Here is an 18,994-nt window from a genome sequence, read left to right as displayed (position 1 = left end):
GTTGTCCCCCGGGGTCGATGCCCCGTCCCTTTCTGTTGGGTATCGGGACTCAATGCCCCGTCCCGGTCTCCGGTTCGTCGTCCTCGTGCCCGGTCTCAAGGTCGCGCTGGACCCGCTCGTCCCGCAGCAGCTTGTCGATGCGGGCCGCCTCGTCGAAGGTCTCGTCCCGTCGGAACCGCAGTTCCGGGGCGAATTTCAGGTTCACCCGCCGCGCCACCTCCTGGCGCAGCACCTTCCGGTGGCGCTCCAGGGCGGCGATCACCGGCGCCTCGTCGAGACCGCCGAGCGGCATCACGTAGGCGGTGGCGAGCTTCAGGTCGGGCGACATCCGCACCTCCGGGACGGTCACGACATGCGTGCCGAGCACCGGATCCTGGATGTCGCCGCGCTGGAGCACCTCGGCGAGCGCGTGGCGCACGAGTTCGGCCACGCGCTGCTGGCGCTGCGAGGGGCCGGTGGAAGTCGGTTTCTGGGCCATTCTGTCTCGGGCCTTTCCGCCGGAGCGGACGGCTCACGTCCTGAAAACGAAAAGACGGCCGCGGCAGGTGCCGCGGCCGCCCTGTCCGGATGAGTCCGGCGTGTCAGAGGGTGCGGCGGATCTCCTCGACCCGGTAGCACTCGATCACGTCGCCGGCGCGCATGTTCTCGAAGTTCTCGAAGGCCATGCCGCACTCCTGGCCGGAGGTGACTTCCTTCGCATCGTCCTTGAAGCGCTTGAGGGTCTTCAGCTTGCCCTCGTGGATCACGACGCTGTCGCGGATCAGGCGGACATGGGCGCCGCGCTCGACGATGCCGTCCTGGACGCGGCAACCCGCGACCTTGCCGACCTTCGAGACCTCGAAGACCTCCTGGATGACGGCCTCGCCCAGGCGCTCCTCGCGGAGCGTCGGCGGCAGCATCCCCGACAGCGTGGCTTTGATGTCGTCCACGAGGTCGTAGATGATGTTGTAGTACCGGATCTCGATGCCGGCCCGCTCGGCGGCCTCGCGGGCCTCCTTGAGGGCGCGCACGTTGAAGCCGATAACCACCGCCTTGGAGGCCTGCGCCAGGGTGATGTCCGACTCGGTGATGCCGCCGACACCCGCCAGAAGAATGCGGGCCGCGACCTCGTCGTTGCCGAGCTTCTCCAGCGCGCCCGAGATCGCCTCGACCGAGCCCTGCACGTCGCCCTTGATGACGACCGGCAGTTCCTTCCGGCCGGCGCCTTCCTTGAGGTCGCGCATCATATCGACGAGCGACCGGTTGGCGCCGCCGGTCCGGGCGTTCTGACGCTCGCGCTTCTGGCGGGCGCGGTACTCGGTGACCTCGCGGGCGCGGGCCTCGCTCGGCACCACGGTCACGCGGTCGCCGGCGTCCGGCGTGCCGTTGAAGCCCAGCACCTCCACGGGGACCGAAGGCCCGGCGTACTGGACGTTCTCGCCGAGGTCGTCGATCAGGGCGCGCACGCGGCCCCACTCGGCGCCCGCCACGACGATGTCGCCGGTGAACAGGGTACCGCGCTGGACCAGGACCGTGGCCACGGGGCCGCGACCGCGATCGAGCTGCGCCTCGATGACCGTACCCTCGCCGTCGCGCTTCTCGTTGGCGCGCAGGTTCATGATCTCGGCCTGGATCTGGATACCCTCCAGAAGCTCCGGCAGTCCTTCGCCGGTCTTGGCCGAGACCTCGAACTCGAGGGTCTCACCGCCCATCGACTCGACCTGGATGTCGTGCTGCAGCAGCTCGGTGCGGACCCGCTCCGGCTTGGCATCCGGCTTGTCGATCTTGTTGACCGCGATGATCAGCGGGACACCGGCCGCCTTGGCGTGCTGGATGGCCTCGATGGTCTGGGGCATGACGCCGTCATCGGCCGCGACCACGACCACGACGATGTCGGTGACCTTGGCGCCGCGGGCGCGCATCGACGTGAACGCCGCGTGGCCCGGGGTGTCGATGAAGGTGATCATGTCGCCGGACGGCGACGCGACCTGATAGGCGCCGATGTGCTGGGTGATGCCGCCGGCCTCGCCCTCGACCACGTTCGCCTTGCGGATCGCGTCGAGCAGCGACGTCTTGCCGTGGTCGACGTGGCCCATGATGGTGACCACCGGCGGACGGGGATCGAGATCCTCCTCCAGATCCGGCTCGTCGGACGACAGGCCCTCCTCGACATCGGATTCGGCGACGCGACGGACCGTGTGACCGAGCTCCTCGGCGATGAGCTGGGCGGTGTCCGAATCGATCACGTCGGTGATCTTGTGGATCTGGCCCTGCTTCATCAGCATGCGGATCACGTCGACGGCCCGCTCCGACATGCGGTTGGCGAGTTCCTGGATCGTGATCGTCTCGGGGATCGTCACCTCGCGGGACAGCTTCTCCTTCTGCTCCACCTGACCGCGGCCGCTCATGCGCTGCTGGCGGCGGCGGAACGAGGCGACCGAGCGTGTCCGCTCGTCCTCGCCCGAGGTGGCGTTGGCGATGGTCAGACGACCGCGGTTGCGGTCACCGCCCGGCGACTTCGGCGTCTTGGGCGGCGTGATGATCTTGAGCGGCATGCCGGGACGGCGGATGACCCGCTTGGTCTCGGACTCGTCGTCGTTGGTCTGGGCACCGCGACCGGCCGGCCGCGCCGCGGCGCCGGCACCGGCGGGACGTGCGGCGGTCGCCGGCGTCGCGCTCTTCTCGGGCTCGGGCGCCGGAGCGGGCTTGGCCATGAAGTTGAGATCGCGCGGCTTGCGCGAATCGGCCGTGATCGTCTTGCGCGGCTCGCCCGTGGAGGGTCGGGGCGTCAGCGGGGGGCGCGGCGCGGCCGGAGCCGCGGCGGGCGCAGCCGGACGCGCGGCGGCCGGACGGGCCGGCGCAGCGGCCGGGCGCGCGGGCGCAGCCGCGGCCGGACGTGCAGCGGCCGGCGGCGCGGCAGGCGCTTCGGCCGGACGGGCAGGTGCAGCAGCGGCAGGCGCAGCGGCGGTGGGGGCGGGAGCGGGTGCGGGAGCGGCCGCCTGGGCTTCGGCTGCCTTTTCAGCAGCCTTGGCGGCCTCAGCCGCAGCAGCGGCGGCTGCCGCAGCCGCGGCCTTGCGCTCCTCCTCCTCGCGGCGGCGGGCCTCGGCGGCCTCGCGTTCGCGGCGGGCCTGCTCCTCGGCTTCGCGGCGGCGCGCCTCGGCCTCGGCCTCGGCCTTGCGGCGGGCCTCGGCCTCACGGCGCTGCGCGTCGGCGAGGGCTGCCGCGCGGGCGGCGCTCTCCTGTTCGCTCAGCGTGCGCAGCACCACACCCGAGGCCGGCCGCTGGGCCGGACGGGGGGCCGCGGCCGCGGGCGCGGCCGGTGCCGGACGCGGTGCGGGTGCAGGCTCACGGGCAGGAGCGGCCGGAGCCGCGCCGATCACGCGGCGCTTCACCGTCTCGACCACGACCTGCTTGGAGCGGCCATGGGAGAAGCTCTGACGCACGGTGCCCGCCTCGATCGGCCGCTTAAGGGAAAGCGGCTTCGGGGAAGTCCGATTCAGAGTCTTGTCGCCCGGGTTATTCGTATCGCTCATTCAGCCTGAACCCTGAGGGTTTCCATCGTCCCGTGAACCGACGCCCGGTGGCGCCGGCCAAATCCGTCCTGCGTCGTCAACGTGAGGCTTCATCGATCCCGCCGATTCGGGCTGGATCGGGCTCCCCGGTCGCCGCGGCGGCGCCCTCGAAGGAGCGTAGCCGACGCCAACGCGACAGGCAGCCGGCGGCTCCGGCTCCTGCGACGAGCGCAGCGTGTATCACATGACCCCGACCTAAAGCCATGTCCAATTCGTCTTCGAACAGGTCATCGATGATCGGGATCCTTGACATGGCCTCGCCATGGCGCCTGTGCAAGGCCGACGCGATCTTCCGCCGGCCATCCGGGCTCGCCTCGGCGGCGTGGATCACCGCGATGGCACCGGGCTGGCCGCCGATCGCCGCCTCGACCTTCGAGAAGCCCGCGACGATGCAGCCCGCCTTGTTGGCGAGCGCGATGGCCTGCCGCAGATCCTCCCGGAGCCCCGCGGCGATCCGGTCCGGCAGATCGGGCGCGGCCGGGGTCGGCCCCTTGAAGGCCCGCGAGAAAAGATTCTTGCGCACGGCGGTGGCGACCGCCTCGCGCCGGGCGCTGATCCAGGCGCCGCGCCCCGGGAGCTTGGCGCGCAGGTCGGGGACGACGCTGCCGTCCGGCCCGCGCACGAACCGGATCATCGCCTCCGGCGCCTGGGCGACGCGCGTGACGAGGCAGGTCCGCTCGGGCGCGCGGCGGCCGGGGCCGGCATCGAGCCCCCCGGCAGCCAGCCCGTCCTCGGGCAGGGTCGTGTCGTCCGCGACCATCGCGTTTCCGCCGCCGGCCTTCGGCTCAGCCCTCGGCCCGGGCGGCTTCTTCGCCCTCGGCCGCCTCGGCCCCTTCCTCTGCCCCTTCCTCGGCACCGTCTTCGCCTTCCGGCTCCGGCAGCGCCTCGATCCAGCCGGCCTTGAGGCGGGCGGCCATGATCAGAGCTTCCGCCTCGGCGCGGGACAGGTCGAAGCCGTCGAGGTAGCCCGCATGACGCACCGCTTCGGGGCCGCGGCCTTCCGTGTAGCCGACGAGGTCGTCGGTGGCGCAGCCCGCCAGATCCTCGACGCTCTTCACGTCGTTCTCGCCGAGGGCGACCATCATGGGCGTGGTGATGCCCTCGATCTCGCGGAGCTCGTCGGCGACGCCGAGCTCGGTGCGGCGGGCGTCGTGAGCCTGCTCGATCCGGGCGAGGTGGTCCTGGGCGCGGGCCTGGATCTCGGTGCCGGTCTCCTCGTCGAGACCCTGGATGCCGGAGAGCTCCTGGATGTCGACGTAGGCGATCTCCTCGACGTTGCGGAAGCCTTCCGCCGCGAGCAGCTGGCCGACGGTCTCGTCGACGTCCAGCGCCTCCATGAACACCTGGGTCCGCTCGGCGAACTCCTTCTGGCGGCGCTCCGACTCCTCGGCCTCGGTGAGGATGTCGATGTCCCAGCCGGTGAGCTGGGAGGCGAGGCGCACGTTCTGGCCGCGGCGGCCGATGGCCAGAGACAGCTGGTCGTCCGGCACCACCACCTCGATGCGGTCGGCCTCCTCGTCGAGCACCACCTTCACCACCTCGGCGGGCTGGAGGGCGTTGACGATGAAGGTCGCCTCGTCCTCGGACCACGGGATGATGTCGATCTTCTCGCCCTGCAGCTCGCCGACCACGGCCTGCACGCGCGAGCCGCGCATGCCGACGCAGGCGCCCACCGGGTCGATGCTGCCGTCACGGGAGATCACCGCGATCTTGGCGCGGGAGCCCGGGTCGCGGGCCACCGCCTTCACCTCGACGATGCCGTCGTAGATCTCGGGCACTTCCTGGCCGAACAGCTTGGCCATGAACTGCGGGTGCGAGCGCGACAGGAAGATCTGCGGCCCGCGCACTTCCGAGCGCACGTCGAACAGGTAGGAGCGGATGCGGTCGCCCGGCCGGAAGGTCTCGCGCGGGATCATCTCGTCCCGGCGCACGATGCCCTCGCCGCGGCCCAGATCCACGATGACGTTGCCGTACTCGACCCGCTTCACGATGCCGTTGAGGATCTCGCCGATGCGGTCCTTGTACTCGTCGAACTGGCGGGCGCGCTCGGCGTCGCGCACCTTCTGGACGATGACCTGCTTGGCCGACTGGGCGGCCACGCGGCCGAAATCGAAGGGCGGCAGGGTGTCGGAGATGACGTCGCCGACCAGCGCGCCCGGGTTGTAGCGGCGGGCCTGGTCCAGGGTGATCTCGCGGGCGTCGTTCTCCACCTGATCGACGACCAGGAGGTGGCGCGAGAGGCGCAAAGCCCCGGTCTTCGGGTCGATCTCGGCGTGAACGTCGGTCTCGGCGCCGTAGCGGGAGCGCGCGGCCTTGGCGATCGCCTCCTCCATCGCGTCGATGACGATGGAGCGGTCGATCACCTTCTCGCGGGCGACCGCATCGGCGATCTGGAGGAGTTCGAGCCTGTTGGCGCTGACGACGGCCATCGGTGTCGGTCCTTCTCTTCCGTCAAATCTTCGAGCCGGCCGCCGGGCGGCCGACATTGGGGTCTCAATGCAGCGAATCGCGGTCCTTCAGCCGGGACGCCTTGGTCACGACCGGCTTCTTCGGACCGGTCCGCGCCGGCTTCTGGAGCTTGGCCGCGGGGCTGGCCTTCCGGGGCCCCTTCGGCTGGAAGGGGCTGCGCGCCGGCGGCGCCGCGCGCTCCTCGGCGGGCTCCGCGTCGTCCGTCTCCTCGGCCTCGTCCGCGGGGGGCGGTCCGCCGCGGCGGAGCGATTCGCGGATCAAGTCGTCGGTGAGGACGAGATGGGCCTCGGCGAGGTCCTTGAGCGGCAGGTCGATGCGGCTCGGCAGCCCTTCCTTCACGTCGGGCAGGTCGATCGGGACCGTCTGCCTGTCCAGATCCGGCGCGCCGAGGATGCCGCGGAAGCGCTTGCGCCCGTCGAGCGGCGGGCTCAGCTCGACCTTGGCCTCGTAGCCGACCCAGCGGGCGAAGTCCGAGATCCGCACCAGCGGCCGGTCGATCCCCGGCGAGGACACTTCCAGGTTGTAGGCGCCGCCCACCGGATCGTCGACGTCGAGGATCGGCGAGATCGCGCGGCTCACCGCCTCGCAATCATCGATGGTGAAGGAGCCGTCCGGCCGCTCCGCCATGATCTGCACGGTGCAGCCGTTGATGTTGGACATCTTCACCCGGACCAGCCGGAAGCCGAGGCCCTGGAGCGGCCCCTCGATCGCCTGCGCGACGCGCGCGGCGACGCCAGCCTCGCGGACGAGGCGCTTTTCGGACAGATCCGCTTCGATCTCGGACGACATGGGTTTGAGCGCGCAACCTTCGCGGCGTTCTGCGTGGCCCGCCCGCGGCGTGCGGCCTTGTGCGGCGAGAGGCTCTGCGGCGAAAAAAAAGAGCGGACCCGGTGGGGCCCACTCCCGAACCGCAGCCTCTCGACTGCCATCAGAACTGTTGAGAGCTAGATAGCGACCCTCGGCCGGGAGCGCAAGACGGATCAGGCGCACGACGCAGCCCTGTTCGTCCCGATCTCGGCCTCATCCTGAGGTGCCGGAGCGTCGCGGCGGCCTCCAAGGAGGCCTTGAAGGCGGTCTCCAGGGATCGCGCGCTGTCCGGAGGGCTCCTTCGAGGCGCACGCACCTCAAGATGAGGGGGTTGGGGATCGGCTGCCTTTCAGCCGCCCCGCGGCACGCGTCCCTCCAGCGGATAGGCGGGATCGTTGTAGCCCGGCGTCGTCGGGTGCCCCGCCGCCACGAACCCGTCCACCAGCGCCTCGTCCTCCGGGGTGAAGGCGTAGTCGAGGGCGCCGAGATATTCCTGCCATTGCGCCTCGGTGCGCGGCCCGGCGATGACGCCGGTGACGAGGCGGTTGTTCAGCACCCAGGCGGTGGCGAACTGGCCGGCCGTGATGCCCCGCGCTTCGGCGTGCGCCTTCAGGGTCCGGGCGATGCGCAGGGATTCCGGGCGCCACTCGGTCTGCATCATCCGGGTGTCCTGGCGGCCGGCGCGGGATTCGGCCGGCGGCGGGGCATCCGGGTCGTACTTGCCGGTGAGCACGCCGCGGGCGAGCGGCGAGTACGGCACGACGCCGAGCCCGTAATGGGCGCAGGCCGGCAGGTGCTCGGTCTCGGGCATGCGGTTGAAGGCGTTGTAGTAGGGCTGGCTCACCACCGGCCGGTCGATCCCCAGCTCGTCGCAGAGCCGGCAGATCTCGGCGACCCGCCAGGAGCGGTGGTTCGAGACGCCGAAATGGCGGATCTTGCCCGCCCGCACGAGGTCGGCCATCGCCCGGACCGTCTCGGCGAGCGGCGTATCGTGGTCTTCCTTGTGCAGGTAGTAGATGTCGATGACATCGGTGCCGAGGCGGCGCAGGCTGTCCTCGGCGGCCTTCATCACGTGGACCCGCGACAGGCCGCGGTCGTTGACGCCCTCGCCCGTCGGGTTGGCGACCTTGGTGGCCAGGATCCAGGCGGCGCGGTCGCCCTTGATCGCCCGGCCGGTGATCTCCTCCGAGCGGCCCTCCGTGTAGACGTTGGCCGTGTCGATGAAGTTGATCCCCGCCTCCCGGGCGCTGCCGACGATGCGGCCGGCGGTGGCCTCGTCGGTGGGGCCGCCGAACATCATCGTGCCGAGGCAGATCGGCGAGACCTTGAGGCCGGAGCGGCCGAGTTTGCGGTACTGCATGGGATCCATCCGGTGTCCGTCGCCCCGCTATCTCGCCGCGGCGCGGCCGAGGTCAACCGTGCCGGGCGACAGGCCCGTGTAACCTGCGCCCGGCCGCGGCGAACCGACCCGTGCCGGCACCGGAGCCCGGGGGCGGCCGTTCTCGCCGTGGCGCATGTCGCTGGCGGGTCGCCGCCGTCCCTCACCGAAAAAGAGCCTGTCCGAGACCCATGATCGACCGCTCGGCCGTTCTCCCCGCCATCCCCCGCCCATGGCTCGACCGGGCCGGGCGCCTCTCCTGGCTGAAGCTCGCGGTCTTCCTGGCCTGCATCGCCCCGGCCCTGTACCTCGCGGCCGCCTACCGGCTCGACGCGCTGGGCGCGAAGCCGATCACCGCGCTGATCCACGCCACCGGCGAATGGGCGGTGCGCTTCCTGCTGTTTTCCCTGGCGATCTCGCCGCTCCGCCGCATCGCCGACTGGGCGAAGGTCATCGCGGTGCGGCGGATGCTCGGCATCACCGTGATGGCCTACGCGGTGGCCCATCTCACCCTCTACGCCGTCGACCAGAACCTGATCCTCACCAAGGTCGTCTCGGAGATCGCCCTGCGGCTTTACCTGACGATCGGCTTCGTGGCGCTGATCGGCCTGATCGCCCTCGGCCTGACCTCCACGGATGCGGCGATCCGGAACCTCGGCCCGAACTGGAACCGGCTGCACCGCCTCGTCTACACGATCGCCGTCCTGGCCCTGGTCCATTACTTCCTGCAGTCCAAGATCGACGTCACCGATCCGGTCTTCTCGGCCGGCCTGTTCCTGCTGCTGATGGGCTGGCGGGTGATGCGGCGGTTCAAATGGCCGGAGCGGCCCTGGTCGCTCCTGCTGCTCGCGATCCTCGCCGGCCTCGCCACCGCGGGTCTCGAAGCCGCCTGGTACGGGCTCGCCAGCGGCGTCCCGGCCAGCCTCGTGCTCGCCGCCAACCTGGACTTCTCCGGGCCGATCCGGCCGGCCTGGTGGGTGCTGGCGGTCGGCCTGTCGCTGCCGCTCCTGGCGCTGGTGCGCGGTCCGAAGGCGCGCGCCGCCGGCCCGGCGCCGACGAGGCGGCCGGCCGCCACGCCCCGCCGGGATCCGGTCCGGGAGCCCTTGTCGCCGCGGGCCTGATGCCGCAGAACCCGCTCCCGGTCCTCCGCCGCCGGCGGCCCCGGGCCCAGCGGAGCTTTCAAGACGCCATGCGCGGCACGCTTCTCCTGATCGCGGGCTTGCTCGCGCCAACGGTCGCCCTCGCGACACCGCCCGCACCCGCGAAGCCGGCCGCCAAGGCGGCTCCCGCCGCGCCGCCCCCGGCGGCCGCGGCACCGGCCGTCACAGCCTGCACGGCGCCCGAGCCGCCGCCGGCCTCGGCCCGCCCGACCAAGCCGGCGCTGCCGCAGAAGCCCGCCTGCCTCGACGCCAAGGAGGGCTGCCCGGGCTGGGAGGGCTACAGCTACAACGACGCGATCAAGGCCTATAACCTGCAGGCGCAGGCGTTCCGGCCGATCGCCGAGGCCTACCTGCAGAAGCTCAACGCCTACGTGAAGGCGAGCGCGGACTACGCCCAGTGCGAAGTCAACGCGATGCAGAAATAGCCGGCTGAACGGCAACCGACAGCACCACACGGGGAGGGTTCAGGCGCATTGGCGCTAGCTCCGGCGATGATGGCCGCGATCCCCGCGCGCCCGATCACGCCGAGGCCCCCGTGCCCGCTCGTCGTTCCCTCGTCCGCACAGCTTTCTGCGCCCTGCTCCTCGCCACGGGCCCGGCGCTGGCCGCCGATTTCGACGGTCCCTACGCGCCTCCTCATGGCTATGGCGATCCCGCTCAGGAGGAGGAGCCGGAGCGCCGACCGCCGCCGCCGCCGCCACGTCCCGACGCCGCGTTCCGCGGCCCCCGCTTCACGGGGGCGCCCCCCGAAGCGTGCCGGGAATTCGTGCGACGTCGGTTCGATCCGGATGGCGCGCCGGTTTTGCGCCGGGTGCGGGTCTGCGACGAGCCGGTCGTCGACCGCGGGCCGCCCCCGCCGCCTCCGCCGCCGGAGGACATTCCGCCCCGTCGCTGGGGCGGACCGCGCTGGTAGCGTCGCGCCGGCTCAGATGCGGGCCGGCGCCTTCTTGAGGGCGGCCGCGAAGGCCTTGAGCTGGCGGTTCAGATCCGCCAGCTCGTTCAGCGCGATGGTCTTATGGCCGTCGCGGACCGCGCGCTCGATATCCTCGACCTGCAGGTCGACGAGGCGGCGGATGGCGGTGGCGACTTGTTGTCGGGTCATCGATTCGAGCGTCTCGTCCGAGCGTCCTGGCGGGCCTCAACGGACGGCCGATACGCGGCCGTCGACACGTTTCGGTGATAGGCCGGTAGGCTTAACCGTTGGTGTCCGCACCCCGTCGGTTCACAGGGGATCCGGCCCTAGCGGCGCTCGCGCATCTCGGCGCGGCGCATCGGCATCGCGTCGATCGTGGCGAACAGCGCCTGCGGGGCGATCGGCTCCTCGGCGGTGAGCTTGGCGCCGCCGTCCTTGCCGATCAGAACGGCGCGGAAGCTGTCCGCGGGCAGGCCGAGCCGGGTGCGCAGGGCCTGCGCCTGCGGCCCGGACCCGACCGCTTCCAGCACCACGAGGTCGCGGTCGGCGAGACCGGTGCGGGCCGAACCCAGGGCCGCCCGCTGCGCCCGGAGATCCGCGTCCCCGGCCTCGGGCGCCGACAGGACCAGCACCCGCGCGCGATCCCGATAGGCGTCGAGGGGACCGGCCAGGGCGGCCCCCGTCGCCATCGCCACCAGCCCGAATCCCAGTGCCGTTCCGCGCATGCCGCCGCTCCGCGTTCCCGAGACGGGACAACGCGCGAGCCGTCCGGGAGATCACAGCCGCGCCTTTGCCTCCACGGTCCGGCGCCCCAGATCGGAGGCGACAGGCAATAACCGGGAGTTCGCCATGACCACCGCCATGAACCGACGCATCGTCCTGGCCTCGCGCCCGCACGGTGAGCCGCGGCCCGAGAACTTCCGCCTGGAGGAGGTGCCGGTGCCGCAGCCCGGACCCGGCCAGGTCCTCCTGCGCACCCGCTGGCTGTCCCTGGATCCCTATATGCGCGGCCGGATGAGCGACGCGAAATCCTACGCGGCGCCCGTCGAGATCGGCGCGCCGATCACCGCCGAGACGGTGGGCGAGGTGGTCGCCTCGAACCACCCGGACTATGCCGTGGGCGAGATGCTGACCGCCTTCGCGGGCTGGCAGGACTATTTCGTCACCGACGGCAAGGGCTCGCGCAAGGTCGATCCCGCCGCCGCCCCGCCCTCGACGGCGCTGGGCGTGCTCGGGATGCCGGGCATGACCGCCTATACCGGCCTCCTCAACATCGGCCGGCCGAAATTCGGCGAGACCGTCGTGGTGGCCGCCGCCGCCGGCCCGGTGGGCTCCCTGGTCGGGCAGATCGCCAAGATCCACGGCGCCCGCGCCGTCGGGATCGCGGGCGGCCCCGAGAAGTGCCGCTACCTCACGGAGGAACTCGGCTTCGACGCCGCCGTCGACCATCGCGGACCCGACCTGCCCGGCGCGCTGGCCGCCGCCTGCCCGAAAGGCATCGACGTCTACTTCGAGAATGTCGGCGGCGCGGTCTTCGCCGCCGTGATGCCCTTGCTCAACCCCTTCGCGCGGATCCCGGTCTGCGGGCTCGTCTCGGCCTACAATGCCACCGAGGTGCCCCCCGGCCCGGACCGCCTGCCCGGCCTGATGCGTGCGGTCCTGACCAACCGGCTGCACATCCAGGGTTTCATCGTCTGGGACTTCGCCGAGCAGGCCGAGACGTTCCGCAAGGAGGTCGCCGGCTGGATCCAGGACGGACGCGTCCGCTATCGCGAGGACGTGGTCGAAGGCCTGGAGAATGCCCCGGAGGCGTTCATGGGCCTGTTGAAGGGCCGGAATTTCGGCAAGCTCGTCGTCAGCGTGTCCTGACGGCTTCTTGCCGCCGATCTGGAACGGATATAGAACAAACAGATCCGGCGGCGCTGCGGAAAGCGGGCACAAGCCCGCCCCGCAGGTTGCCGCTCCGGAGGCCCGGGCGCATGGTTCGCGCGCCGCCGGGCACGTGCCCAGTGAGATCCGTACGACTAGGAGAGAGCGATGGCGGGCAGCGTCAACAAGGTGATTCTGGTGGGCAATCTCGGGCGCGATCCCGAGATGCGCCGCCTCGGGTCGGGCGACCCGGTCTGCAACCTGCGGCTCGCGACGTCGGAGTCGTGGAAGGACAAGGCGACCGGCGAGCGCAAGGAGAAGACCGAGTGGCACTCGGTCGTCATCTACAACGACAACCTCGCCCGGGTGGCCGAGCAGTACCTGCGCAAGGGCTCGAAGGTCTATATCGAGGGCCAGCTTCAGACCCGGAAGTGGACCGACAATTCCGGCGTCGAGAAGTACACGACCGAGGTGGTGCTCCAGCGCTTCCGCGGCGAGATGACGATCCTCGACGGGCGCGGCGGCGGCGGCGACTTCGCCGGCGAGGAAGAGGGCGGCGGCCAGATCAGCCGCGGCGGGGATTTCGGGGGCGGCCGGGGCGGTGACCGCGGCGGCGATTTCGGGGGCGGCCGCGCCCAGGGCGGCGAGCGGCGTCCGGCTCCGGCCTCGTCGGGCGGTGGCGGCAACGGCGGCGGCGGCGGCGGAAGCCGCGGCGGCTACGACCTCGACGACGACATCCCGTTCTAGGCACCGTCGGTCCGGTCGGGACAGCGCCGCCGGCGCCGGTCGGGGCGCCGGCGGCGTCTCTGCGGGCTCGGATGCTTCCCCATCTCGGGCCGCTGCATGCTCGCCTCCCCTCGCGGTGAGGAACCGAAGGTGGGGGCGACGCCGGATCGCGCGATCCGGTGCCCTCTCCACCAATCCCAACCCGGCCCTCCTCCCCGCCAGAATGAGGGGGCCGGTCGCATCGCTTCGACCGTCGGGGCCTGTCTTGTCGGGCGCCGGGTCCGAGCGGGATCGGGATCCGCTCGGGCCGCGGCCGCGAAGCGGCTCAGCCCTTGAGCTGCTTGTTGCAGGCCGAATAGTAGCCGCCGCCCTTCTCGATCCACTTCATGCCGCCCAACGTTCCGGCGGCCTTGGCCGCGTTGTAGCTGTCGAGACAGGTGTGCATGCGGGCCTTGCCGGCCGATTCCTTGGCGTATTTCGGATCGATGGCGCGGGGGAAGGCGGCCGATCCGGCGGTGGCGGCCGGTGTCGTTCCGGCGCGCGAACCGGCCGCCGGCGGGGCCGCGGGCGCGGCGGTCGTCGCGGTTGGCGACACCGGGTTGGGGGCGGTCGTCGGGGCTGTATCGGCCGCCGCGCCGCACTCGGCCTTGCGGAAGTCGTTCCACTTCTGCCCGTTGAGCGTCCCCGCCTGCTTGGCGGCCTGATACTTTGCCGAACACTCCTTGGTCGACAGGGCAGCGGCCGGCGAGGCACCGGCCGCCACGCCGACAATCATCAGGGATGCAAATACATAGCGGCGCATATCGAAAAATCTCCGGGACACTATGTGTCGTCCCGGAAGAGACTAATACGGCTCTATCCCGTCGTGAATATGCGGGTGTCCGTTCCGGCGGGACAAGTCGGCAACCAAGTCCGGATCCGGTCCGATCCGGATCCGGGGTATGGTCCCGAGCCGGCCGCGCGGGCTACCAGCCGCCGTGGAACCGGCGCGGGCCGTCATAGCCGCCATAGCCGCGCTCGTAGCCGCCGTAGCCCGGCCGCCCGTAGGGCCCGCGGGGACCGCCCCAGCCCCAGCCGCGCTCGTTGGGCCGGCAATGGCCCCAGGGATTGGGGTGGAAGCCGGGACCGCAGCCGCCGGCCACGCGCTCGATCACGACCCCGGCATCGGGGGGGCCGTAGCCGAACGGTGCCGCGTTCGCCGCCGTGGCGGTGGCGAGCCCCGCCGTGACCACCGCGACCAGGCCGAGCATCTTGGAGCGCATCATGACACGATCTCCTGAACCAGCGGGCCGGACGCACCGGACCGATGGCAGGAGGATGCACCGGTCGCCGTGAACCGGGACAGGTCCGGCCATTCATCAACCCGACGGGATCGGCCGGACGGGTCCACGCGCGACGGATCGGTCAGGCGGCCTGAAGCCGGACCGGGGTCGGCGCGGCGGCCCGTGAACGCGCGTAGAGGTCGGCGCCGACGGCCTGGCCCGCCGCCTTGACGAGCGTGGCCTCGTCGCAGGACCGCGCCACCTTCAGGCCGAGCGCCGCGAGCCGCGCGTTGTCGGCGCAATAGGCCGCGATCCGGGCTCGCCCATAGGCCGGCATCGGGGCGAGCAGCCGGTCGCGCTCCGCGTCGTCGGCGCGGAACAGCGCCGAGATCAGCTCGATCGGAACCGGGTAGCGCGCCAGGGCGCTGGGATGGGGGCGGTTTCCGTCGCGCGTCATGGATGCCTCTCCGCTTCGCTGTGCGGTGGAAGGTTCGGCAACCATAGTTAACGATCAGTTGTGATGGTCGCCGGCCCGAGGCGGATGTCTCAGCGGCGCGGCGGGTTCACCCAGGCGCCGCCGTCGGCGTGGTGCGGCCGATCCGTGTCCGCGGCCGGGATCAGGAGCTGCGCGTCCGCCCAGCGAGACGCCGCGCCCGGCGCCGCCGGTGTGATCGCCCCCGTCGTGACCGGATCGATCCAGGCAGGCGGGCCTTCGGCGCGTGACGCGCCCGGATCCGGCAGATTGCGCTCGTAGCCGACGACGACCGCCGTGAGGGCGATCGCGGCCAGGAGGAACGCTAGACTATCGAGGATCATGGAGCCGAGTCTCGGCATGGCACCCGCGCCTGTTGACCAAGCTTCGGGGCTACGGCGGCAGGGTTAACGAACCCTGTCCGAAACCGGGAGATCCGGCCCTGCGGCGGGCTCAGGCGTTCCGCTCGCCGCGCAGGGTCTTCAGGCCGATGCCCGTCGCCTCGAAACCGCCGTCGACGGCGAGCTGCTGGCCGGTGATGTAGGAGGCGCGCTCCGAGCAGAGGAAGACGATCGCCTCCGCGAGTTCCGTCTCCAGCCCGTAGCGGCCGAGCGGGACGGTGTCGTGATAATCCGCCCGGATCTCGGGGCTGTGGACCGCCTTGGCCATCGCGGTATCCACCGGGCCGGGGGCGACGGCGTTCACGCGGATGCCCCAGCGCGCCAACTCGACGGCCTGCTGCTGGGTGAGCTGCGCCAGCGCCGCCTTGCTGGTGCCGTAGGCCGTCCGCAGGGTCGAGGCGCGCAGGCCCGAGATCGAGGTGACGTTCACGATCGCCCCGCCGCGCTCGGACAGGAGCGGCACGGCGGCCTGCGTGCACAGGAACGGACCGGACAGGTTGACCGCCAGCACCCGCGACCAGTCCGCAAAGGTGGTCTCCATCAGCGGCTTGAAGATCGCGATGCCGGCATTGTTGACCAGGGCGTCGAGCCGCCCGAACCGGTCGCCGACCTGCCGGATCGCCGCCGCGACCGCCTCGGGCTCGGAGACGTCGGCCGTCACCGCCAGCGCGGCCTCCGGACGGCCGAGCCGCTCCGTCGCCGCGGCCACGCCCGGGCCGTCGATATCGAGCAGGGCGACGTTCCAGCCGTCCGCGAGGAAGCGGGTCGCTGTGGCGAGACCGATGCCGCGGGCAGCCCCCGTCACCAGTGCGGTCCGGGTCTGGGCATCGCTCATCGTCGTCTCCGTCGGGGGCGGCCGCACCCGGATGGCGCGACGCGGCGTTCAGGTCCGCAGCGGTGCGACCGCCGCAGGCCAAGCCCGGGACACCTACAGGTCCCTCCCGCCGTTGAAAACCGATCCGCCGTCGATGTCCCATGCATCGCGCGGGCGCCGTCGCGCCTGTCGGCCGCCGACCGGTCCGCGGCCACCGCAAGGGCGCGCCGACACGAACGAGGCGGCTCCCCCCTCTCGGGATGCGCGGACGGGCTTGAGCCTCCGCGCGGACCCGGCGCTCAGAGCATCGGGATGCCGCCGGTGACCGGCACCAGCGCCCCGGACATGTAGCTGCCCTCGCGGGAGGCGAGCAGCACGTAGGCCGGAGCGAGTTCCGCGGGCTGGCCGGCGCGGCCGAGCGGGGTCTGCGCGCCGAGCTGCTCGATCTGCTCCGGACTCTTCACGATCGGCTGGATCGGCGTCCAGACCGGCCCCGGGGCGACGCAGTTCACCCGGATCCCCTTTGGCGCCAGCAGGTTCGACAAGCCGATGGTCAGGCTCGCGATCGCGCCCTTGGTGGCGGCGTAGATCAGCATGCTGGGATCGGCGACCTTGGCCTGCACGCTCGTGCTGTTCACGATCGCCCCCCCGGGCTTCATGTGCGGCACCGCGGCCTGGGCGAGGTGGTACATGGCGAAGACGTTGGCGCGGAACGAGCCCTCGATGTCGGGAGCCTTCACGTCGTCGAGGCTGTCGTTCACCACCTGGGCGGCGGCGTTGTTCACGAGGACGTCGAGGCGCCCGAACGCCGCCACGGTCCGCGCCACGAGGTCGCGACAATGGTCCTCGTCGCGGATGTCGCCGGGAAGGAGCAGGCAGCGCCGGCCGGCCTTCTCGATCCAGGCCTTCGTGTCCTCGGCATCCTCCTGCTCGACGTCGAGATAGGAGATCGCCACGTCGGCGCCTTCGCGGGCATACGCGATGGCCACCGCCCGACCGATGCCGGAATCGCCGCCGGTGATCAGCGCCGCGTGGCCCGTGAGGAGCCCCTTGCCGACATAGCTGTCCTCGCCGTGGTCGGGCCGCGGCGTCATCTTGGAGGTCAGGCCCGGCCGGGGCTGCTGCTGGTCGCCGGGAAAGGGCGGCTGCGGCCCGGCCTCGCGCGGATCGTCGGTCATCGGGGAGGCTCCGGGTCGTGGGCGATCCACGGGATCTAGGGCTGCCTCCAGGGCCGCCGCCTGCGCCCGGCCGTCACAGGCCGGGCGAGGGTACCGAACCGTCTCAGAAGGCGCGGGTGCGCCCGGAATGCGGGCCGCCGTAGCGGCGGCGCAGGAAGGAGACGACCTTGGGAAGGAGGAAGGCGATCAGGATCTTGCGCATCGGGGCTCGCTCACGTCACGGGTTCGTGAGCGGGCAATGCTCGGACCGCACCCCGGTTCCGTGCGGGCGCCGGATCAGAGTTGGAGGGTCAGGGTGACCGGCGCGTGGTCGGAGGGACGCTCCCAGGCGCGGGCCTCGCGCAGCACCTCCACCTTGCGGACCGTCCCGGCGAGGTCCGGGGACACCCAGGCGTGGTCCAGGCGCCGCCCCTTGTTGGCCGCCGACCAGTCGGGGGAGCGGTAGCTCCACCACGTGTAGATCTTCTCGGGCTCCGGGGTGAGGTGGCGCGCCGCGTCGATCCAGCCCGCCTCCCCGCGCAGGACCTCCAGCGCCTCGGTCTCCACGGGCGTGTGGCTGACCACGTCGAGGAGCTGCTTGTGCGACCAGACGTCGTGCTCCAGGGGCGCGACGTTGAGGTCGCCCACGAGGATCGCCGGCCCGGAGACGCGCTTGCCGCCCCAGGCGCGCAGTTCGGACAGGAAGTCGAGCTTGTGGGCGAATTTCGGGTTGAGGTCGCGGTCCGGCACGTCGCCGCCGGCCGGGACGTAGAAATCGTGCAGCACGATGCCGGCGGCGGCCCCCGCTTCCGGCCCCAGCACCGCCGAGATGTGGCGGGCGTCCTGGCGCTCGCAGAACCCCATCACGGCGCGGGTGTGCAGGGGGAAGCGGGAGAGGATCGCGACGCCGTTGTAGCCCTTCTGGCCGGCGAACATCACGTGCTCGTAGCCCGAGCCGCGCAGGGCCTTCAGCGGGAAGGCGTCGTCCGGGCACTTGGTCTCCTGGAGGCAGAGCACGTCCGGCTTGTGCTCGGCCAGGAAGCGCAGCACGAGGTCGATGCGCAGGCGCACCGAGTTGATGTTCCAGGTGGTGACGGTGAGCTGCACGGGCGGCGCCGGGGTTCGGTCGGAGGTGCGCTCCGATAGCCGATTTCGCGGGCCGCGACAGTCCGCTCGACGCCGGCGGCGCGAAATGCCGTGCGTCGGTGCCCGGCAGGCGCTATGCCCGTGCCCTGCCCTGTCCCGGGCCCCTCGTCGAGGCGCCGCCATGGCACATGCCCGCTCGCTCCTGTTCGCCGCCTACTGGGCCGCCTGGACCACCCTGTTCCTCGCGCCGCTCGCGGTCTTCCTCCTGTCGGGGTCCCCCGAGCGGCCGATCCGACGGGCGACGCGCCTCTGGGCGCGCGGCATCCTGGCCGGGCTCCGGCACATCGTCGGCCTGCGCTACGTGGAGGAGGGCCGCCAGCACCTGCCGGCCAAGCCCTGCCTGATCGTCGCCAACCACCAGTCGACCTGGGAGACCCTCGCCTTCCTGGTGCTGGTGCCGGACGTGGCGATCGTCGCCAAGCGGGAGCTGCTGGCGATCCCGGTGGTCGGCTGGTTCCTGCGACGCTCGCCGATGATCGTCATCGACCGCGGCAACGGCACGCAGGCCTTGCGCACCATGATCGACGAGGGCCGCGCCGCTGTCGCGGCGGGCCGGTCGGTGCTGATCTTTCCGGAAGGCACCCGCGGCGACATCGACGCGCCGCTGCGCTTCAAGCGCGGCGTCGAGCTGCTCTACGGACGGCTCGGCCTGCCGGTGGTGCCGGTGGCGCTGAATTCCGGGCTGTTCTGGCCGGGGGGCATGGCGACCCGGGCCGGGACCGTGGTGGTGAGCTACCTCACGGCCGTCGCGCCGGGCCTGACGGCCGCGGAGTTCCTGCGCGGCACCGAGGGGGCGATCGACCGGGAGCTCGACCGCTGGCGCCCCATCGGCCGCGACGGCCTCGGCGCGAAGGCGGCCTGAGGGCGCC

At 71.8% G+C, this 18,994-nt stretch carries 21 protein-coding genes; 6 read left to right on the top strand and 15 right to left on the bottom strand.

The annotated features are described in order from the left end of the window. Positions 1-49: 49 nt before the first annotated feature. The 6 genes from rbfA to ABC766_RS20705 form a co-directional block, all read right to left on the bottom strand. Positions 50-478: a 30S ribosome-binding factor RbfA gene (rbfA, locus tag ABC766_RS20730; protein WP_043354641.1), complete on the bottom strand. Its 429-nt coding sequence runs from the start codon at positions 476-478 to the stop codon at positions 50-52. Positions 479-581: 103 nt separating this feature from the next. Beyond that, positions 582-3,512, bottom strand: a complete 2,931-nt coding sequence (infB, locus tag ABC766_RS20725; protein WP_043385089.1) for a translation initiation factor IF-2 — start codon at positions 3,510-3,512, stop codon at positions 582-584. 76 nt (positions 3,513-3,588) lie between these two features. After that, positions 3,589-4,311: an RNA-binding protein gene (locus ABC766_RS20720; RefSeq protein ID WP_043354654.1), complete on the bottom strand. Its 723-nt coding sequence runs from the start codon at positions 4,309-4,311 to the stop codon at positions 3,589-3,591. A gap of 25 nt (positions 4,312-4,336) precedes the next feature. Further along, a complete protein-coding gene (gene nusA, locus ABC766_RS20715) occupies positions 4,337-5,980 on the bottom strand; it encodes a transcription termination factor NusA (protein ID WP_043354656.1) in 1,644 nt (547 codons plus the stop codon). Positions 5,981-6,044: 64 nt separating this feature from the next. Then, entirely contained in the window at positions 6,045-6,809 is a 765-nt protein-coding gene (gene rimP, locus ABC766_RS20710; RefSeq protein WP_043385087.1) for a ribosome maturation factor RimP, read from the bottom strand. 367 nt (positions 6,810-7,176) lie between these two features. Then, positions 7,177-8,187: an aldo/keto reductase gene (locus ABC766_RS20705; RefSeq protein ID WP_043354665.1), complete on the bottom strand. Its 1,011-nt coding sequence runs from the start codon at positions 8,185-8,187 to the stop codon at positions 7,177-7,179. 209 nt (positions 8,188-8,396) lie between these two features. Between ABC766_RS20705 and ABC766_RS20700 the strand changes: the two genes are divergently transcribed. The 3 genes from ABC766_RS20700 (at position 8,397) to ABC766_RS20690 (ending at position 10,278) form a co-directional block, all read left to right on the top strand. Then, the gene (locus ABC766_RS20700) at positions 8,397-9,326 is read left to right on the top strand and encodes a sulfite oxidase heme-binding subunit YedZ (RefSeq protein ID WP_051044952.1); all 930 of its coding nucleotides are present in this window, start codon (positions 8,397-8,399) and stop codon (positions 9,324-9,326) included. A 68-nt stretch (positions 9,327-9,394) separates the two neighbouring features. Continuing rightward, entirely contained in the window at positions 9,395-9,790 is a 396-nt protein-coding gene (locus ABC766_RS20695; RefSeq protein WP_345819387.1) for a hypothetical protein, read from the top strand. Between the two features lie 110 nt (positions 9,791-9,900). Further along, positions 9,901-10,278: a hypothetical protein gene (locus ABC766_RS20690; protein ID WP_345819386.1), complete on the top strand. Its 378-nt coding sequence runs from the start codon at positions 9,901-9,903 to the stop codon at positions 10,276-10,278. Positions 10,279-10,290: 12 nt separating this feature from the next. Here ABC766_RS20690 and ABC766_RS20685 read toward each other — a convergent pair whose 3' ends face one another. After that, positions 10,291-10,467, bottom strand: a complete 177-nt coding sequence (locus tag ABC766_RS20685; protein WP_164706367.1) for a hypothetical protein — start codon at positions 10,465-10,467, stop codon at positions 10,291-10,293. A gap of 137 nt (positions 10,468-10,604) precedes the next feature. Continuing rightward, positions 10,605-11,003 (bottom strand): DUF4174 domain-containing protein, encoded by a 399-nt coding sequence (locus tag ABC766_RS20680; protein WP_345819385.1) that lies wholly within the window; start codon positions 11,001-11,003, stop codon positions 10,605-10,607. Between the two features lie 124 nt (positions 11,004-11,127). Here ABC766_RS20680 and ABC766_RS20675 point away from each other — a divergent pair, with 124 nt between their 5' ends. Together ABC766_RS20675 and ssb are read left to right on the top strand one after the other, a co-directional pair. Then, positions 11,128-12,147 (top strand): NADP-dependent oxidoreductase, encoded by a 1,020-nt coding sequence (locus tag ABC766_RS20675; protein WP_345819384.1) that lies wholly within the window; start codon positions 11,128-11,130, stop codon positions 12,145-12,147. Positions 12,148-12,315: 168 nt separating this feature from the next. Continuing rightward, a complete protein-coding gene (ssb, locus tag ABC766_RS20670) occupies positions 12,316-12,894 on the top strand; it encodes a single-stranded DNA-binding protein (protein ID WP_345819383.1) in 579 nt (192 codons plus the stop codon). A gap of 304 nt (positions 12,895-13,198) precedes the next feature. Here ssb and ABC766_RS20665 read toward each other — a convergent pair whose 3' ends face one another. The 7 genes from ABC766_RS20665 to xth all read right to left on the bottom strand — a co-directional run bounded on the left by ABC766_RS20665 (position 13,199) and on the right by xth (position 18,086). Further along, entirely contained in the window at positions 13,199-13,675 is a 477-nt protein-coding gene (locus ABC766_RS20665) for a hypothetical protein (RefSeq protein WP_345819382.1), read from the bottom strand. A 163-nt stretch (positions 13,676-13,838) separates the two neighbouring features. Then, positions 13,839-14,138 carry a GCG_CRPN prefix-to-repeats domain-containing protein gene (locus ABC766_RS20660; RefSeq protein ID WP_043385077.1) on the bottom strand — a complete coding sequence of 100 codons (300 nt, stop codon included), beginning with the start codon at positions 14,136-14,138 and terminating at the stop codon, positions 13,839-13,841. 139 nt (positions 14,139-14,277) lie between these two features. Next, positions 14,278-14,592 (bottom strand): hypothetical protein, encoded by a 315-nt coding sequence (locus ABC766_RS20655; protein WP_043354509.1) that lies wholly within the window; start codon positions 14,590-14,592, stop codon positions 14,278-14,280. An 89-nt stretch (positions 14,593-14,681) separates the two neighbouring features. After that, positions 14,682-14,951, bottom strand: a complete 270-nt coding sequence (locus tag ABC766_RS20650) for a hypothetical protein (RefSeq protein WP_345819381.1) — start codon at positions 14,949-14,951, stop codon at positions 14,682-14,684. A 109-nt stretch (positions 14,952-15,060) separates the two neighbouring features. Next, positions 15,061-15,843 (bottom strand): SDR family oxidoreductase, encoded by a 783-nt coding sequence (locus ABC766_RS20645; RefSeq protein ID WP_345819380.1) that lies wholly within the window; start codon positions 15,841-15,843, stop codon positions 15,061-15,063. Between the two features lie 278 nt (positions 15,844-16,121). Further along, complete coding sequence (locus ABC766_RS20640; protein ID WP_345819379.1) at positions 16,122-17,000, bottom strand: SDR family oxidoreductase; 879 nt, start codon at positions 16,998-17,000, stop codon at positions 16,122-16,124. Positions 17,001-17,276: 276 nt separating this feature from the next. Continuing rightward, a complete protein-coding gene (xth, locus tag ABC766_RS20635; protein ID WP_345819378.1) occupies positions 17,277-18,086 on the bottom strand; it encodes an exodeoxyribonuclease III in 810 nt (269 codons plus the stop codon). A 160-nt stretch (positions 18,087-18,246) separates the two neighbouring features. Between xth and ABC766_RS20630 the strand changes: the two genes are divergently transcribed. Continuing rightward, entirely contained in the window at positions 18,247-18,987 is a 741-nt protein-coding gene (locus tag ABC766_RS20630) for a lysophospholipid acyltransferase family protein (protein WP_345819377.1), read from the top strand. Positions 18,988-18,994 lie beyond the last annotated feature (7 nt).

Source organism: Methylobacterium fujisawaense (assembly GCF_039619325.1).
Classification (GTDB): Bacteria; Pseudomonadota; Alphaproteobacteria; order Rhizobiales; family Beijerinckiaceae; genus Methylobacterium; species Methylobacterium fujisawaense.
This window is presented reverse-complemented; position numbering and strand designations above follow the sequence as displayed.

Bases quoted from the DNA above. Each gene is read 5' to 3' on its own strand.
- nusA (WP_043354656.1), bottom strand. From the start codon at position 5,980: ATGGCCGTCGTCAGCGCCAACAGGCTCGAACTCCTCCAGATCGCCGAT.
- infB (WP_043385089.1), bottom strand. From the start codon at position 3,512: ATGAGCGATACGAATAACCCGGGCGACAAGACTCTGAATCGGACTTCC.
- ABC766_RS20630 (WP_345819377.1), top strand. From the start codon at position 18,247: ATGGCACATGCCCGCTCGCTCCTGTTCGCCGCCTACTGGGCCGCCTGG.
- ABC766_RS20705 (WP_043354665.1), bottom strand. From the start codon at position 8,187: ATGCAGTACCGCAAACTCGGCCGCTCCGGCCTCAAGGTCTCGCCGATC.
- ABC766_RS20660 (WP_043385077.1), bottom strand. From the start codon at position 14,138: ATGATGCGCTCCAAGATGCTCGGCCTGGTCGCGGTGGTCACGGCGGGG.
- ABC766_RS20685 (WP_164706367.1), bottom strand. From the start codon at position 10,467: ATGACCCGACAACAAGTCGCCACCGCCATCCGCCGCCTCGTCGACCTG.
- ABC766_RS20650 (WP_345819381.1), bottom strand. From the start codon at position 14,951: ATGATCCTCGATAGTCTAGCGTTCCTCCTGGCCGCGATCGCCCTCACG.
- ABC766_RS20655 (WP_043354509.1), bottom strand. From the start codon at position 14,592: ATGACGCGCGACGGAAACCGCCCCCATCCCAGCGCCCTGGCGCGCTAC.
- ABC766_RS20645 (WP_345819380.1), bottom strand. From the start codon at position 15,843: ATGAGCGATGCCCAGACCCGGACCGCACTGGTGACGGGGGCTGCCCGC.
- ABC766_RS20700 (WP_051044952.1), top strand. From the start codon at position 8,397: ATGATCGACCGCTCGGCCGTTCTCCCCGCCATCCCCCGCCCATGGCTC.
- ABC766_RS20680 (WP_345819385.1), bottom strand. From the start codon at position 11,003: ATGCGCGGAACGGCACTGGGATTCGGGCTGGTGGCGATGGCGACGGGG.
- ABC766_RS20640 (WP_345819379.1), bottom strand. From the start codon at position 17,000: ATGACCGACGATCCGCGCGAGGCCGGGCCGCAGCCGCCCTTTCCCGGC.
- rimP (WP_043385087.1), bottom strand. From the start codon at position 6,809: ATGTCGTCCGAGATCGAAGCGGATCTGTCCGAAAAGCGCCTCGTCCGC.
- ssb (WP_345819383.1), top strand. From the start codon at position 12,316: ATGGCGGGCAGCGTCAACAAGGTGATTCTGGTGGGCAATCTCGGGCGC.
- ABC766_RS20695 (WP_345819387.1), top strand. From the start codon at position 9,395: ATGCGCGGCACGCTTCTCCTGATCGCGGGCTTGCTCGCGCCAACGGTC.
- ABC766_RS20665 (WP_345819382.1), bottom strand. From the start codon at position 13,675: ATGCGCCGCTATGTATTTGCATCCCTGATGATTGTCGGCGTGGCGGCC.
- rbfA (WP_043354641.1), bottom strand. From the start codon at position 478: ATGGCCCAGAAACCGACTTCCACCGGCCCCTCGCAGCGCCAGCAGCGC.
- ABC766_RS20720 (WP_043354654.1), bottom strand. From the start codon at position 4,311: ATGGTCGCGGACGACACGACCCTGCCCGAGGACGGGCTGGCTGCCGGG.
- ABC766_RS20675 (WP_345819384.1), top strand. From the start codon at position 11,128: ATGACCACCGCCATGAACCGACGCATCGTCCTGGCCTCGCGCCCGCAC.